The organism is Pseudomonas sp. TE31087, from assembly GCF_057284075.1.
Genome location: NZ_JBXVNN010000001.1, coordinates 2,237,753 through 2,251,593, shown reverse-complemented (window position 1 = coordinate 2,251,593; position 13,841 = coordinate 2,237,753). Strand labels below are relative to the sequence as shown.

12 protein-coding genes and 1 tRNA gene are annotated in these 13,841 nt (G+C 67.6%); 8 read left to right on the top strand and 5 right to left on the bottom strand.

Going from position 1 to position 13,841, the window contains the following annotated elements:
• Positions 1-22: 22 nt before the first annotated feature.
• Both zapE and ACZ899_RS09975 read right to left on the bottom strand, forming a co-directional pair.
• On the bottom strand, positions 23-1,108 hold the full coding sequence (zapE, locus tag ACZ899_RS09980) for a cell division protein ZapE (RefSeq protein ID WP_234562628.1): 1,086 nt from the start codon (positions 1,106-1,108) through the stop codon (positions 23-25).
• Positions 1,109-1,214: 106 nt separating this feature from the next.
• On the bottom strand, positions 1,215-1,457 hold the full coding sequence (locus ACZ899_RS09975) for a hypothetical protein (protein ID WP_050705088.1): 243 nt from the start codon (positions 1,455-1,457) through the stop codon (positions 1,215-1,217).
• Positions 1,458-1,852: 395 nt separating this feature from the next.
• Between ACZ899_RS09975 and ACZ899_RS09970 the strand changes: the two genes are divergently transcribed.
• A tRNA-Gln gene (locus ACZ899_RS09970) sits at positions 1,853-1,927 on the top strand.
• A gap of 56 nt (positions 1,928-1,983) precedes the next feature.
• Here the strand turns inward: ACZ899_RS09970 and ACZ899_RS09965 are convergent.
• Genes ACZ899_RS09965 through ACZ899_RS09955 form a run of 3 tightly spaced genes read right to left on the bottom strand, consistent with a single transcriptional unit; the run spans position 1,984 to position 7,104 of the window.
• Positions 1,984-4,368 (bottom strand): hybrid sensor histidine kinase/response regulator, encoded by a 2,385-nt coding sequence (locus ACZ899_RS09965; protein WP_203647347.1) that lies wholly within the window; start codon positions 4,366-4,368, stop codon positions 1,984-1,986.
• Positions 4,369-4,378: 10 nt separating this feature from the next.
• Entirely contained in the window at positions 4,379-4,840 is a 462-nt protein-coding gene (locus ACZ899_RS09960; protein WP_050705090.1) for a response regulator, read from the bottom strand.
• Positions 4,841-4,851: 11 nt separating this feature from the next.
• Complete coding sequence (locus ACZ899_RS09955) at positions 4,852-7,104, bottom strand: ATP-binding protein (RefSeq protein ID WP_234562629.1); 2,253 nt, start codon at positions 7,102-7,104, stop codon at positions 4,852-4,854.
• Between the two features lie 408 nt (positions 7,105-7,512).
• Between ACZ899_RS09955 and ACZ899_RS09950 the strand changes: the two genes are divergently transcribed.
• The 7 genes from ACZ899_RS09950 to ACZ899_RS09920 all read left to right on the top strand — a co-directional run bounded on the left by ACZ899_RS09950 (position 7,513) and on the right by ACZ899_RS09920 (position 13,837).
• Positions 7,513-8,040 (top strand): Csu type fimbrial protein, encoded by a 528-nt coding sequence (locus ACZ899_RS09950; protein ID WP_203647346.1) that lies wholly within the window; start codon positions 7,513-7,515, stop codon positions 8,038-8,040.
• A 24-nt stretch (positions 8,041-8,064) separates the two neighbouring features.
• The gene (locus tag ACZ899_RS09945; RefSeq protein WP_234562634.1) at positions 8,065-8,598 is read left to right on the top strand and encodes a Csu type fimbrial protein; all 534 of its coding nucleotides are present in this window, start codon (positions 8,065-8,067) and stop codon (positions 8,596-8,598) included.
• 17 nt (positions 8,599-8,615) lie between these two features.
• On the top strand, positions 8,616-9,149 hold the full coding sequence (locus ACZ899_RS09940; RefSeq protein ID WP_203647345.1) for a Csu type fimbrial protein: 534 nt from the start codon (positions 8,616-8,618) through the stop codon (positions 9,147-9,149).
• Between the two features lie 42 nt (positions 9,150-9,191).
• Positions 9,192-9,656: a Csu type fimbrial protein gene (locus tag ACZ899_RS09935; RefSeq protein ID WP_234562635.1), complete on the top strand. Its 465-nt coding sequence runs from the start codon at positions 9,192-9,194 to the stop codon at positions 9,654-9,656.
• A gap of 34 nt (positions 9,657-9,690) precedes the next feature.
• Positions 9,691-10,470, top strand: coding sequence for a fimbrial biogenesis chaperone (locus ACZ899_RS09930; RefSeq protein ID WP_203647344.1), 780 nt, complete (start codon positions 9,691-9,693; stop codon positions 10,468-10,470).
• A 68-nt stretch (positions 10,471-10,538) separates the two neighbouring features.
• Positions 10,539-12,872, top strand: coding sequence for a fimbria/pilus outer membrane usher protein (locus ACZ899_RS09925; protein WP_234562636.1), 2,334 nt, complete (start codon positions 10,539-10,541; stop codon positions 12,870-12,872).
• The gene (locus ACZ899_RS09920; protein ID WP_234562630.1) at positions 12,869-13,837 is read left to right on the top strand and encodes a Csu type fimbrial protein; all 969 of its coding nucleotides are present in this window, start codon (positions 12,869-12,871) and stop codon (positions 13,835-13,837) included. The genes ACZ899_RS09925 and ACZ899_RS09920 overlap by 4 nt, the downstream gene beginning before the upstream one ends.
• Positions 13,838-13,841: the final 4 nt, after the last annotated feature.

The following is a 13,841-nucleotide window of genomic DNA, read 5'->3' as shown; positions in this document are numbered from 1 at the left end:
GTTTACCCGCGAAGAGGCCCGCTCAGGCGCTAGGGCGTTGGGCCCCCACCTGATGCAACTGCCCCAACCGGCTGCGCGTGCGCATCAGGTCGGCCAGCGACCCGTCCAGGCTCTGCTCCAGTGGCCGCTTGCCGATCACCGTCACCTGGCGGTCCTGGTCGTACAGCACATCCACCAGGTTGACGAAACGCTGCTGTGCCGCCTGCGAGCATTCGGCCAGGTCGTCCAGGCCCTCGATGATCCAGTGGTCATAGCGTTCGGCCAGGGCCAGGTAGTCGATCACCGCGGTGGGCTGCTCGCACAGGTCGTGAAAACTGAATACGACCTGGCGTCCCTCGCTGGCCAAGGCGCGCAACGGGCGCTGGTTGACCTCCAGTTGCAGTGGCTGCGACGCGGGTAGCCTCAAGCGCTCGCGCTGCTGCGCGTCGCCCGGCCAGACATAATGCCCCTGGGTAAACCGCTGATGCTCATGGTTGGCCGGCAGGCTGCGAAAATCCGTGTCCCCGTTCACTTCCAGCACCTGCATGCGGCTGTTGATCAGGCGGATCACCGGCAGGAAGCGCTGGTGGTACAGCGGGTTGGGCAGCAACCCCTCGGGGGCGTAGTTGGAGGTGACCAGCAGGAACACGCCACGGGCGAACAGGGCATCGAACAACCGGGTGAGCAGCATGGCGTCGCCGATGTCGTGGACGTGGAACTCGTCGAAACACAATACCCGGCAATCCCCCAGCAGTTCGTCGAGGGTCGCCTCCAGGGCATCGTCCAGCGCCCGATGGCGATGCATCCCCTGGTGCAGACGGGCGAAGAAGTCATGGAAGTGCAAGCGACGCTTGGCCGCCGTCGGCACGGCCTGGAAGAAGCCATCGAGCAGCCAGCTCTTGCCACGTCCGACCGCACCGTGCAGGTACAGGCTGCGTGCCTGGCCCGTCGCGAGCGCGGCCAACTGCGTGGCCATCGCTGCGGTCACCTGTCGTTGTCCGTCACTCAGGGTGTAGCCGCGTTCGGTCGCGCGGTCCTGGAAGTAGTTCGCAAGGGCGCTGTGCGCAGGTGGCTCGTGACGCAAACGTTGGCCGAGCAGGCGCAAGGGCGCGGGAATCCAGGTGGACAAGTGACAGGCTCCTCGGGGCGGATCTGGGGCAGGGCGCAGCTTGCGCGACGCCGGGCATTTTGACCAATCGAGAATCTGTCGGGCAATGATCGTGAAATGCGATAGGTCAGGCCTTGTGCTCCAGCTGTCGCTCGATCATGTACTTGATCGCCAGGCGGCGCTCCTTGAGATGGCGCAGGTCGTCGTCCTGGAAGTTGCCGGCCGAGATCGACTCGGCAGCCAGCACCTGGTTGTCGATGTCCATGTACTCGTCGAGCAGACGGTCGAGCTGCGGGTCGTGCTGGCGTCGCTGCTGGACGATCTCGCGGGGGTAGTGCAGGTCCTGGTAGAGGTCGTGGGAAACAGGCATGGCGTCCTCCTTGTGATGCGCCGATGGGGTCTATCTGGTTGGAAGGGAGGAATGCGATTGTGTTGAGGCAAGGAGGGGGAATTGCGACGAATGGTTGTCGTGGAGACTATCGCGGGGCAAGCCCGCTCCCACGCCAGAACACTTTGCCTTTGGGAAATCATTGCGCAGAGCATCGTCTGCGTGGGAGCGGGCTTGCCCCGCGAGAGGGCCGGCAGAAACCCCACAAATTCGGGCTGGTACAACTAACCTGCTGTTTTTCTGCGTTTTTTTCAAAAAAAAGCTTTCCACCTCGAAAAAAGGTTGTTAAAGTGCCGGCCATTCCCAAGCAGCAACACACGGCGCTGCAAGGGGGTTGTCAGTGAGGCAGTGAGTCAGTCACTCGCCAGATCCGATACAGGGGCGTCGCCAAGCGGTAAGGCAGCAGGTTTTGATCCTGCCATGCGTTGGTTCGAATCCAGCCGCCCCTGCCATTTTTCAAGCTATACCTTCTCCTTAAATCGCCTTTCGGCGATTTTTTCGTTTCTGCCTACCGGTTTTCCAGCAGCTCGGCCAATGCCTGGGCGAGGGCGTGTTCTTGCACCGGTTTCTGCAGCACCTGGCACCCCGGCAACTCCAGCCCTTGCAACTGCGCGTAGCCAGTGAGGAACACCACGGGCAGCCGTGGGTAGCGCTCGCGGGCCGCCAGGGCCAACTGGGCACCATTGAACTCGGGCATGGCGAAGTCGGTGAGCAGCAGGTCGATGCGCTCGTCGAGCAGCGCCATGGCCTGCTTGCCGTCATGCGCCTGCTGCACCTCATAGCCTTGGCGGCGCAGCAGGTCGCCGATCATCTCGCGCACCAGGTGGTCGTCGTCCACCAGCAGGATGCGCCGGTCCGTGCCCTGGCCGGACGGCGGACGCAGTTCATCCTGACCTGTCGTCAAGGCATCGGCGCGGGCCTTCACCGCTGGCAGGTAGACACTGACCAGGGTCCCGCGGCCCGGCGTCGTGTCGATGCGCACGCCGCCGCCGGACTGCTTGGCGAAGCCGAACACCTGGGCCAGCCCCAGGCCCGAGCCCTTGCCGATGTCCTTGGTGGTGAAGAAGGGCTCGAACGCCTTGGCCAGCACGTCCTCGCTCATGCCGCAGCCGCTGTCGCGGATGCTCAGCACCACATAGTCACCGGGCTCCGGTTCTTCCGGGCGCTGCGCACGAGTGCTGACCCGGGTGTTACGTGTGGCCAACGTCAGTTGGCCTCCCTCGGGCATCGCGTCGCGAGCGTTGATCGCCAGGTTGAGAATGATCATCTCGGTCTGGGTCGGGTCGGTCAGGGCCTGCCACAGGCCGCTGTCCAGCTCCAGGCGTACCGAGATGCTGCCGCCCAGGGTGCGGCGCAGCAGTTCCTCCAGCCCCGAGAGCGTGCGGTTGAGGTTCAGCGGCACCGGCTCCAGCCGCTGCTTGCGGGAGAACGCCAATAGCTGAGCGGTCAGCTTGGCCCCGCGCTCGCCCGCCTCGCGGATGTGCTGCAGGCGGTTGTGGGCCTTGTCCAGCAATCCCTTGTCCAGGTCGCTCTGCAGGAAGCTGGCGCCGGTGAGAATCACCGTCAGCAGGTTGTTGAAGTCGTGCGCCACCCCGGCGGTGAGCTGGCCGACCGCTTCCAGGCGCTGCATCTGCTGCAGCGCGGCCTCGATGCGTTCACGCTCGGCAATCTGCTCGCGCAGGCGCTCGTTGGCCTCGGCCAGGTCCAGCACCGCCTCGCGCTCGCTGGAGATGTCGCGGGCGACTACGTGCAGCAGGTTGTCGTCCGGCACCACCACCCATGACAGCCAGCGTTGCTGGCCTTCGGCATGCAGGATACGGCCGACGAAGCGGGCGCTGGTGCGCCCCTGGGACAGCGCGGCCAGTTCGGTGAGCAAGCTTTCCTGGTCGGCCTCCGGCAGCAGATGCAGCAGCGAGATCTGCGCCAGGCGCTCGCGAGGGAAGCCCAGCGCCGTCTCCCAGGCCGGGTTCAACGCCACGGGAGTCAGGTCCTTGTTGAGCACTGCCAGCAGATCCTGGGACAGCTCCCAGGCGCGGTCACGCTCGCGGGTGCGGCGCTCGACCCGCTCGCCGAGCATTTCGTTGAGCTGTTCCAGCGCCTGGGTGGCCTGGCGCTGCTGGTGGATGTCCTGCAACACGCCGGAAAAACGCACGCACAGGCCGTCGACGAACTGGGTCTGGCCGGTGGACAGCAGCCAGCGTGGCTCCAGCGCGCCGGTCTGGGCGATGCGGAATTCGGCGCGGTAGTGGCCGTCGCTGTCCGCGCGCATGGCCTGCTCCACCGCGTCGCGCACGCGCGGCAGGTCGTCGGGATGGATGCCGGCGTAGAACACCTCGAGGCTCATCCGGGTGTCGCCGGGCAGCCCGAACAGCATCTTGCAGCGATCGTCCCAGACCATCTGCCCGTCCTGCGGATGGTAGTCCCAGGTGCCCATGCCGGCGGCGTCGATGGCGATGCGCGCGCGGGCTTCGGCCTGGGCCAGGGCCTCTTCGGCGCGGCGCCGGCGCTGGCGTTCCTGTACCTCGGTCAGCGCCCGGCGCACCGCCTTGGGCAGCAGCGGCAGGTTCTTCTTCAGTACGTAGTCGGTGGCGCCGAGGCGGATCATCTCCACCGCGTGCTCCTCGCCGTAGATGCCCGAGAGGAAGATGAACGGGACGTGCGGGGCCAGGCGCTGCGCGGTGGCCAGCACGTCGGCGCCGGAGGAGCCCGGCAGCACGCAGTCGCACAGGATCAAATCGTAGGAGGCTTCGCGCAGGGCATGCTCGGCACCGACATGGTCGAACACCAGCCGCGATTGCACCTGCAACCCGCTGCGCTCCAGGCGCACCAGGATCAGCTCGGCATCCATGGCGCTGTCTTCGACCATCAACAGCTTCAGCGGGGTGTGCTGCATCGTGCTCGCCTCAATTGCTGCCGCGTCGGTTCAGGCGCAACGAACCGGGTGGTGGTTCGTTGAGCACCGCCCAGAACATGCCGAGGTCGGAGATCGCAGTGACGAACTCCTTGAACTCCACCGGCTTGACCACGTAGGCGTTGACCCCCAGCTCATAGGCCCGGCGCAGGTCGGGGCCTTCCCGCGAGGAGGTCAGCATGACGATGGGGATGCTGCGCAACTCGGCGGTGTCGCGCACCACCTTGAGTACTTCCAGGCCATCGACCTTGGGCAGCTTGAGGTCCAGCAGCATCACCGCCGGGTTGCCATCATCGCGTTCGGCATAGGCGTTGCGTCGCAACAGGTAGTCCAGCGCGTCGGCGCCATCGCGCACGACGATGACCTCGTTGGCCAGTTGGCTGCGCTCCAGGGCGAGCAGGGTCAGTTCGAGGTCTCGGGGATTGTCTTCGACCAGCAGGATGGGTTTGAGCATGATGTCCGGCCTCAGGCAGACGTGGGGTGGAGGGGTAGGGTGAAGTGGAAACTGGCGCCCCGGTCGATGTGTCCCTCGGCCCAGACCCGGCCATCGTGGCGCTCGATGATCCGCCGCACGCTGGCCAGGCCGATGCCGGTGCCCTCGAATTCTTCCATGCGGTGCAGGCGCTGGAACACCCCGAACAGCTTGCCGGCGTAGGCCATGTCGAAGCCTACGCCATTGTCGCGCACATGGAACTCGATCTCGTGCCGGTGGCGCACGGCACCGATCTCGATGCGCGCCGGGTCGCGGCCACGGGTGTACTTGATGGCGTTGGCGATCAGGTTGTGCAAGACCATGTTGATGAAGGCCGGGTCGGCGATCACCTTGGGCAGCTCGGCGATTTCCCAGGCGATGGCGCGGCCGGCGTAGTCCGGGGCCATCTCGGCGCGAATGGCATCGATCAGGGTGTTGAGGTCGACATCGGACAGGCGCAGCGCTGAGCGACCCATCTGCGAGAAGTTCAGCAGGTTGTCCACCAGGGTGCCGGCGAACTGCGCGGCATCCTCGATATGGCCGAGGAAGCGCTTGCCGCGTTCGGACAGCTGCGCGCCCTCGGTCTCGCCGAGCAGCTCGCTGTAGCCGGCGATGTGCCGCAACGGCGCGCGCAGGTCATGGGACACGCTGTAGGAGAACGCTTCGAGTTCCTTGTTCGAGCGTCTCAGCTCGCCGGCCAGCTGCGCCATTTCCTCGGCCTTGCGCAGGACGATGCCGAGCACCGCGCCGCGCAGCTCCTGCACGCCTTCGATGATCAGCGGGTCCCAGGGCGCGCTGAAGCCGCGCACTTCCTCCTGCCAGCGTTCGAAGCTGTGCCGCGGGTTGAGGTTGCCTTGGGGGGCCACGGTCTTCTCCGGGCGGCCGGCCCAGTTCACCGTTTGGGCCTGCTCGGGGCGGAACCACAGCAGATAATGCGAATGGATCTGCGAGATCGCCACCGCCAGCACGCCGGCGGCATGCCGGGCCAGTTCCGGCAGCTCATCGATGTCGCGCCGCACGTTGTCGGTATGGAATACCGCGTCGCCGCCACGCTGCGCCAGCCAGTGCGCCAGGGCGTTGACCTGCGCCGCCGGCGGCGTGGCGCCGATCAGGTCGCAGCGTTCGGCGCTGATGATCGCCGCACCGGTGGCCCCGGCGAACTGCAGCATCACCTCGGGCAGGGCCAGCAGGCCGTCACTGACGCTGTCGTGATCGGCCATCGCGGCGAGCATGCGCACGATGCGCTGGCGCAGGTCGAGGAGCTGGCGGGTGCTGTCGTGCGACTCGATGGCCTCGATCTGCAGCGACAGCACGTTGGCCAGCAGCTCGCAGGCGGTGCGGGTCTTGAAGTCCACCGGGCGCGGTTGCTCGTGGTGGCAGGAGACCAGCCCCCAGAGCCGGTCGTTGACCACGATGGACAGCGACATCGAGGCCAGGGTGCCCATGTTGCGCATGTACTGCAGGTGCACCGGCGAGACGCTGCGCAGCGCGGCGAAGCTCATGTCCAGGGCCTTGCCGGTGCGCGGGTTGGCGGCCGGCACCAGCGGCGAGGGCTGGTAGTTGGCGTCCTCGATCACCCGGATACGGTTGATCCGGTACAGCTCGCGGGCCTGGCGCGGTATGTCCGAGGCCGGGAAGCACAGCCCCAGGTAGCTGGGGTAGCCAGGGTCGGCGTCCTCGGCCAGGACCGTGCCGGTGCCCTCGCTGTCGAAGCGGTAGGCCTTGACCCGGCCGAAGCCGGTGATGCGCTTGATCTGCCGCACCGACTGCTGCAACAGCTCGTCGATCCGGGTGGCCTGGTGCAGGGTGCTGACGAAGGCGCGGACCAGGGGGTAGTAGTCGTCCTTGCCGGTGTTGCCCGGCGGGTTGCGCAGAGGCTCGAACTCGAGGATCAGCACCTGGTCGTGACGGTGGGCCAGCACCCGTAGCGCGGTGGGCCAGGGCGCGCCGTGGTGCAGGCGCGCATCGCCGATGTGGAACGGGAAGATTTCATCGTCGGGCAGGTTCGCCAACTGTTGGCGCAGGTCGAAGCCTTCGCCGACCAGTTCGGCGAAGGCCTGGCCGGCCAGGGCGCGGGCCGGCACGCCCAGCCAGCGCTCGGCGTTCTCGCTTGCCTGCAGCACGCGCAGGTCGGTCTCGTCCAGCACCAGCAGGAAACCCTGGGGCTGAATGCTGCCCGGAACCTGGATCGGCTCCTGGGCACAGCGCTCGATTGCCTGCTCGAGCGAGGTCGGGTCGGTCGTCACGGGACTCTCCTGTTAGGGTCCGTCCACGCATGGGCCATGCGTATGCACAGGATATTGTTGGTGAACGGTATCAGAATGGCGGCCGCTTTGCCGGGGTCTGGTTATTTGAAAGGTGAGGGGCGCCAGGGTTTCGTGGCTGGGGTGGGAAATTTTCCTGCGGATGTCTGTGTGGTTGCCGGGTGCCTGGCGACAGGTTTGCAGCGCTCTCGAGATCGAGCGCCGCGCGGGCGGCGCTCGGTCTCACAGGCGCCAAAACACTCCCGGCGAACACCATGGCAACCCACGGCCTTTCGACAACCCCTCCACCCAGCCCTTTTCATTAATGCCAAAGAGGGGTAGGCCCACCCCGGCCCGGATCCAATCGCGCTGCTACGCTCAAACTCAACCCATACGCACAAGGATCGACCGGTGACGGAGCGCTTAGTGGCCATGCTGTTGGGCCTGTGGTTGAGTGGCAACGCCATGGCAGCGGATTTTCTCGTTGAAGTGCAGGTGCGCGTGCAGCGCGGCTGCATGCTGGTCAACCAGCAGCGCGACGCCGGCCCGCAGGCACTGGGGCGCATCGATCTGGGCAGCGTGGCGCGCCTGGACGGCCCGGGCGCGCCGGCCAGTGGCGTGCTGCTCGCCCAGCGCCCGCCGCGCCTGGAATGCAACCCGGACACCCCGTACCAGGTGCGTGTCGATGGCGGCCAGCACGGCGGCGTCGGCGAAGTGCGCTACCTCGCCAGCCCCGATGCCCAGGCCCGGCCGATTCCCTACCGCCTTTACCGTGACGCCGCCTGGCGCCAGCCGCTGGCGGTGGACGTGGCGCAATCGGCGCGGGTGCCGGACAGCGGCTCGGTGGAGCTGCCCCTCTACGCACGGATCGACACGCTGGCCTGGGCGCCCCGCGCCGGGCTGTACGCCGACTTGCTCAAAGTCACGGTCACCTGGTAAGGAGGCTGCATGCTCATGGACGCGTTGCACCGTGGTTCGATCCTGCTGCTGACCCTCGGCCCGCTGCTGCTGCCCAGTGGCGCGGCCCACGGCACCACAACCGGCTTCATCCAGGCACGGCTGGTGATCAGCGCCGCCTGCCAGATCAGCAGCGACCCGCAACCGGCCACCCTGGGCAACCCGGGCCTGATGGACTTCGGTGCCCGCGGGCCGACCTGGGACCAGCCGCTGACCAGCCGGGTCGACGAAGCCGGCGGCGAGGGCAGCCTGCAGATCAGCTGCTCGCCGCAGGTGCGCGCCTTCAGCGTGCGCATCAACGGCGGGCAGAACGGCAACGACGGCGTGCGCCGCCTGAGCAATGGCCGCGAACTCATTCCCTACCAATTGGCCATCGACCCGGGCGGCAACAGTCGCTACGACATCGGCCAGGCCCGTACTTTCACCATTAGCGGCACCCAACAGGTGCCCGTGCCCATCTATGGCGTGGTGGTCGCGCAACCGCGCGCGCTGCCCGCCGGGCTGTATCGCGACACCCTCAGGGTGACCCTGGACTGGTAACACGCAAGGAGATTCCGATGCCCAAGCACCTCACCCGCTGCATCCTCGCCGGCCTTGGCCTGGCCTTGGCCGCCCAGGCCCAGGCCGCCACCGTGACCGGCACCATCAGCTCGACCCTGACGCTGACCGCCGCCTGCCAGGTCAACGGCAGCGGCGGCACCTCGGGGCTGAACTTCGGCAGCCTCAACTTCGGCACCCAGGACTCGCTGTTCACCACCGCCAATGGCCAGGTGCTCGGCGGCGGTGGCGGGGCCATGAGCATTCTCTGCTCGGCAGGCACGGTGCCGACGATCAAGGTGCGTGCCGGTACCCATGACTCGCAGTCCGCCGGCGGGACCCGGGCCCTGGCCGATGGCGCGGGCAATTTCGTGCCCTACGACTTCTACACCGACGCTGGGCACACTCAGCTGCTGGCGATCGACGGCACCATCACCCTGCCGACCAGCACCGGCGTGGCGCAGACCGTCAACCTGTACGGTCAGGCCCGCGGCAAGGCCGGCCTGCCGGCCGGGGTGTACACCGACACGGTGGCGGTCGAGCTGAGTTTCTGAGCCATGCCGGGCACGGCGCGGCTGCTGGCCGTCGGGCTGTGCATGGCGCTGACCCAGGGTGCCCACGCGGTCACCACCAGCACCTTCCAGGTGACGGCGCAGATCGTCGCCGGCTGCCTGGTGGTCGGCGGCGTGACCGCCTATGGCGTGCTCGACTACGGCACCAGCTCGGCGCTGTCCACCGCCACCCTGAGCACCTCGCTCGGCGGCAGCACGGTGACTTTCCAGTGTACCCCCGGGGTGGCCCTGAGCATGAGCCTGGACGGCGGCCAGAACAGCGCCAGCGGCACGCGCAACCTCAAGCGTTCGGGGGGCACGCAGTTGCTGGCCTACCAGCTGTACCGCGACGCCGCGTTCAGCCAGAGCCTGGGCATCGGCAGCAGCGTGGCGGTGAGCTACAGCGACCCGACGGCGATCAAGCTGCCGGTCTATGGCCGTACCACCCTGACCGGCACCCTGCCGGCCGGGACCTATACCGATGTCGTGCAAGTGACGGTGACCTGGTGACAGGCCGCCGCGAATAACCGAGAAGGAGAGGGGCATGGGGGCAGGCGCGAAACGGGCGCGTGGGATCATCGGGCTGCTGCTGTTGGCCAGCTGCGCATCGGCCTTCGCGGCCACTTCGGTGCTGATCTGGCCGATCGACCCGGTGCTGGAGGCCGACCAGAAGGCCGGCGCGCTGTGGCTGGAAAACCGCGGCTCGGCGCCGACCAGCCTGCAGGTGCGGGTGTTCGCCTGGCGCCAGGGCGAGTACCAGGAGCAGTTCCAGGCCCAGCGCGAGATCATCGGCAGCCCGCCGGTGGCCACTATCGCGCCGGGGCAGAAGCAACTGATCCGCCTGACCCGCACCGGCAGCTCGCCCGCAGGCCAGGAGCAGGCCTACCGCATCATCATCGACGAGATCCCTTCGCCGCTGCCGGCCGATGCCGCCAGCGAAGGGCCGAAGGCGGCGATCCGCCTGCAGATGCGCTACTCAGTGCCGCTGTTCGTCTACGGCGAGGGGCTGTGGGGCAAGCCCGACCCGGAAGGCAGGCGCAGCGCCGAGGGCGTGGGCAAGCCGCAGTTGAGCTGGCGCGCGGTGAGCGTGCAGGGCAAGCCCTATGTCGAGCTGCGCAACACGGGGCCGGTGCATGCGCGGCTGACCGATGTGGTACTGCAGCAGGCCGGCCAGGACCGGCCGCTGGTCGAAGGGCTGCTTGGCTACGTGCTGCCCGGCGCCAGCATGCGCTGGCCGGCACCGGCCACGCCGGGCGCCGCCAGCGTGCTCAAGGGGCGGGTCAACGGCCAGGAGGTGGCCCAGGCCATCAAACAGGGGCAATGAGCCGCGCTTGAACGGATCACAGGGGCCAGGGAGGACCCGGTAATGGTTGGAAATCGTGTGTGAGCTGGGTGCGGGTGGCAACGCACCGGTTGTGGCTGGGCCTGGCGGTGCTGGGGCCCGGCCTGGGCGTGGCCGACGAGCTGCCGCCGCCGCCCTCGGAACATGCCGCCATCGCCGACGCCACGCTGTACCTCGACCTGCTGGTGAACCAGGTGGCCAAGGCTGAGCTGGTGCCGGTGCAGCAGCGCGCCGGGCGCCTGTACCTGGCCAGCGAGGTGTTGCGCGAGGCGGGCGTCAGGCTGCCGGGCGAGCCCCAGGGTGAAGTGGCCCTGGACGAGATCCCCGGCCTGCACAGCGACTACGACAGCCAGAACCAGCGCCTGCTGCTGCAGGTGCCGCCGGCCTGGCTGCCCGACCAGCAGGTCGGCGAGCGCAACCTGTACCCGGCCAGCGACGCCCGCAGCAGCTTCGGCGCCTTGCTCAACTACGACGCCTATCTCAACGACACCGATGAGGGCGGCAGCTACCTGGCCGCCTGGAACGAGCTGCGCCTGTTCGACGACTGGGGCACCTTCTCGACCACCGGGCAGTGGCGCCAGTCGTTCAACGGCGCCCAGGCCCAGGGCCGCCAGGGTTTCCTGCGCTACGACACCACCTTCCGCTACACCGACGAGCAGCGCCTGCTCACCTATGAGGCAGGCGACCTGGTGACCGGCGCGCTGCCCTGGACCACCTCGGTGCGCGTGGGCGGCCTGCAACTGTCCCGCGACTTCGGCGCCCGTCCCGACCTGGTCACCTATCCGCTGCCGGCCTTTGCCGGCGAAGCCGCCGTGCCGACCTCGCTGGACCTGTTCATCAACGGCTACAAGAGCAGCAGCACCGAACTGCAGCCGGGCCCCTACACACTGACCAACGTGCCGTTCATCAACGGCGCCGGCGAGGCCGTGGTGGTGACCACCGACGCCCTCGGCCGGCAGGTGTCGACCACCTTGCCGTTCTACGTCACCAGCAGCCTGCTGGCCAAGGGGCTGTCGGACTTCTCGGTGGCCGCCGGCAGCCTGCGCCGCGACTATGCCGTGCGTGATTTCGCCTATGGCCCGGGCGTGGCCTCGGTGACCTTGCGCCACGGGGTGTCCGACTACTTCACCCTGGAAACCCATGCCGAAAGCGCCGAGTCGATGATGCTCGGCGGCCTGGGCGGCAACCTGCGCCTGGGTACCTTCGGCGTGCTCAACGCGGCGCTGACCCAGAGCCGTTTCGAAGGCGATACAGGGCAGCAGGTGGCGCTGGGCTACCAGTACAACAGCCGGCGCATCGGCTTCAACTACCAGCGCGTGCAGCGCCACGGCGACTACGCCGACCTGTCGCTGGTCGACAGCCCCTTCACCCGCCTGAGCCAGCGCAGCGAGCAGGCCACCCTGAGCCTCAACCTGGACCGCTACGGCAGCCTCGGCGCCGGCTACTTCGACGTGCGCGCCGGCGACGGCACGCGCACGCGGCTGATCAACCTGAGCTGGAGCAAGCCGCTGTGGCGCAACAGCAGCCTGTACCTGTCGGCTAACCGCGAGGTCGGTGACAGCCAGTGGGCGGTGCAGGCGCAGCTGGTGATCCCCTTCGACCTGCGTGGCACCCTGGCCTTCAGCGCCGAGCGCAGCAAGGACGGCCAGGACCTGCAGCGGGTCAACTACAGCCAGGCGGTGCCGGTGGGCGGCGGGGTGGGCTACAACCTGGGCTACGCCACCGGCGGCAATCGCGATGACTACCGCCAGGCCGACCTGACCTGGCGCCTGCAGTCGGTGCAGTTGCAGGTGGGCGCCTACGGCAGTAGCGGCGAGATGACCCGTTGGGCCGATGCCAGTGGCTCGCTGGTGCTGATGGACGCAGGTTTGTTCGCCGCCAACCGCATCGACGACGCCTTCGTGGTGGTCAGCACCAGCGGCTACGCCGACGTGCCGGTGCGCTACGAGAACCAGCAGATCGGCCGCACCGATCGCAACGGCCACCTGTTGGTGCCGTACAGCAGCGGCTATTACCGCGGCAAATACGAGATCGACCCGATGGACCTGCCCGCCGATGTGCTGGCGCCGCAGGTGGAGCAGCGCGTGGCGGTGCGTCGTGGCAGTGGCTACCTGCTGGAGTTCCCGCTCAAGCGTGTGCTGGCGGCGAGCCTGGTGCTGGTCGATGCTGACCAGCAGGAACTCAAGCTGGGCAGCCGGGTACGCCATCAGGAAAGCGGCGGCGAGGCGGTAGTGGGCTGGGATGGGCTGGTCTACCTGGAGAACCTGGCGCCGCACAATCGCCTGCAGGTGGACAAGGCCGATGGCGGTCAGTGCCAGGTGGCGTTTGACCTGCCTGAAGGGCAGGGCCCGATCCCGTTGATCGGCCCGCTGGTGTGCCAATGAACCGACTGGCTAGCAGTTGCCTGGCGGGGCTGCTGGCGCTGCCGGGGACGGCCTGGGCGCTGTGTTCGGCGGTGACCACAGCGCCAGCGGCCTTCGGCTCGGTCAACTCGACGCTGGTGCGCACCACCGTGCAGAATGCCTCGACCACCAACGCCGGCCTGCAGTGCACCGGCTCGCTGTTGTCGCTGTTGACCAGCAATGACCATTTCTATGCCACCTTCACCTCGTCCAGCAGTGGGCTGGTGGGCCCGACCGGCGACGTGATCCCCTACACGCTCTACGCCAACAATACCACCAGCTACCCGATCAGCCGCGGCGTACAGTTCGACTTCGCCCGCAACGGCATCATCGACGCCCTCGGCCTGCTCAACGGCACCACGCCCAAGACCGTGCCGCTGTACCTGAAGACCGTGGTCGGCGCCAACGTCGCCGCCGGCCTGTACCAGGAAACCCTGAATATCGCCTGGAGCTGGAACTACTGTTCGGGCATCGGTATCGGTGCCATCTGCCTGGGGCGCGACATTGGCAGCGGCAACCAGACCCTGCTGGTCAGCCTCACGGTGACCAACGACTGCCAGATCACCACGCCCAACATCAGCTTCGCCAGCGCGCCGGTGGTGGCCGGGTTTGGCACGGTGAACCAGAGCGTGAGCGTGTCGTGCACCAAGGGCAGCAACTACACGGTGGGGCTGGATGACGGGCAGAATGTCTCGGGCGGGCGCCGGCGGATGAAGTCCAGCGCCAACAACTACCTGGCCTACGACATCTTCAAGAGTGCCGGCGTGGTGCGCTGGGGCTCGGTGGGCGCGGCGCGGCGCTCGAGCAGCGATGCCGAGGTGAACCCCGGGGCGGGGACCGGGACCGGGAGCCAGGTGTTCAACTACAACGCCAAGGTGTACACCGACCAGGCCACGCCGCCGGCGGCGACCTATACCGACAGTGTGATTCTGGATGTGCAGTTTTGAGTAG

Excerpts from the sequence above, each read along its gene's own strand:
- ACZ899_RS09960 (WP_050705090.1), bottom strand. The coding sequence starts at position 4,840 with ATGCTCAAACCCATCCTGCTGGTCGAAGACAATCCCCGAGACCTCGAA.
- ACZ899_RS09940 (WP_203647345.1), top strand. The coding sequence starts at position 8,616 with ATGCCCAAGCACCTCACCCGCTGCATCCTCGCCGGCCTTGGCCTGGCC.
- ACZ899_RS09975 (WP_050705088.1), bottom strand. The coding sequence starts at position 1,457 with ATGCCTGTTTCCCACGACCTCTACCAGGACCTGCACTACCCCCGCGAG.
- ACZ899_RS09935 (WP_234562635.1), top strand. The coding sequence starts at position 9,192 with ATGGCGCTGACCCAGGGTGCCCACGCGGTCACCACCAGCACCTTCCAG.
- ACZ899_RS09965 (WP_203647347.1), bottom strand. The coding sequence starts at position 4,368 with ATGCAGCACACCCCGCTGAAGCTGTTGATGGTCGAAGACAGCGCCATG.
- ACZ899_RS09930 (WP_203647344.1), top strand. The coding sequence starts at position 9,691 with ATGGGGGCAGGCGCGAAACGGGCGCGTGGGATCATCGGGCTGCTGCTG.
- ACZ899_RS09920 (WP_234562630.1), top strand. The coding sequence starts at position 12,869 with ATGAACCGACTGGCTAGCAGTTGCCTGGCGGGGCTGCTGGCGCTGCCG.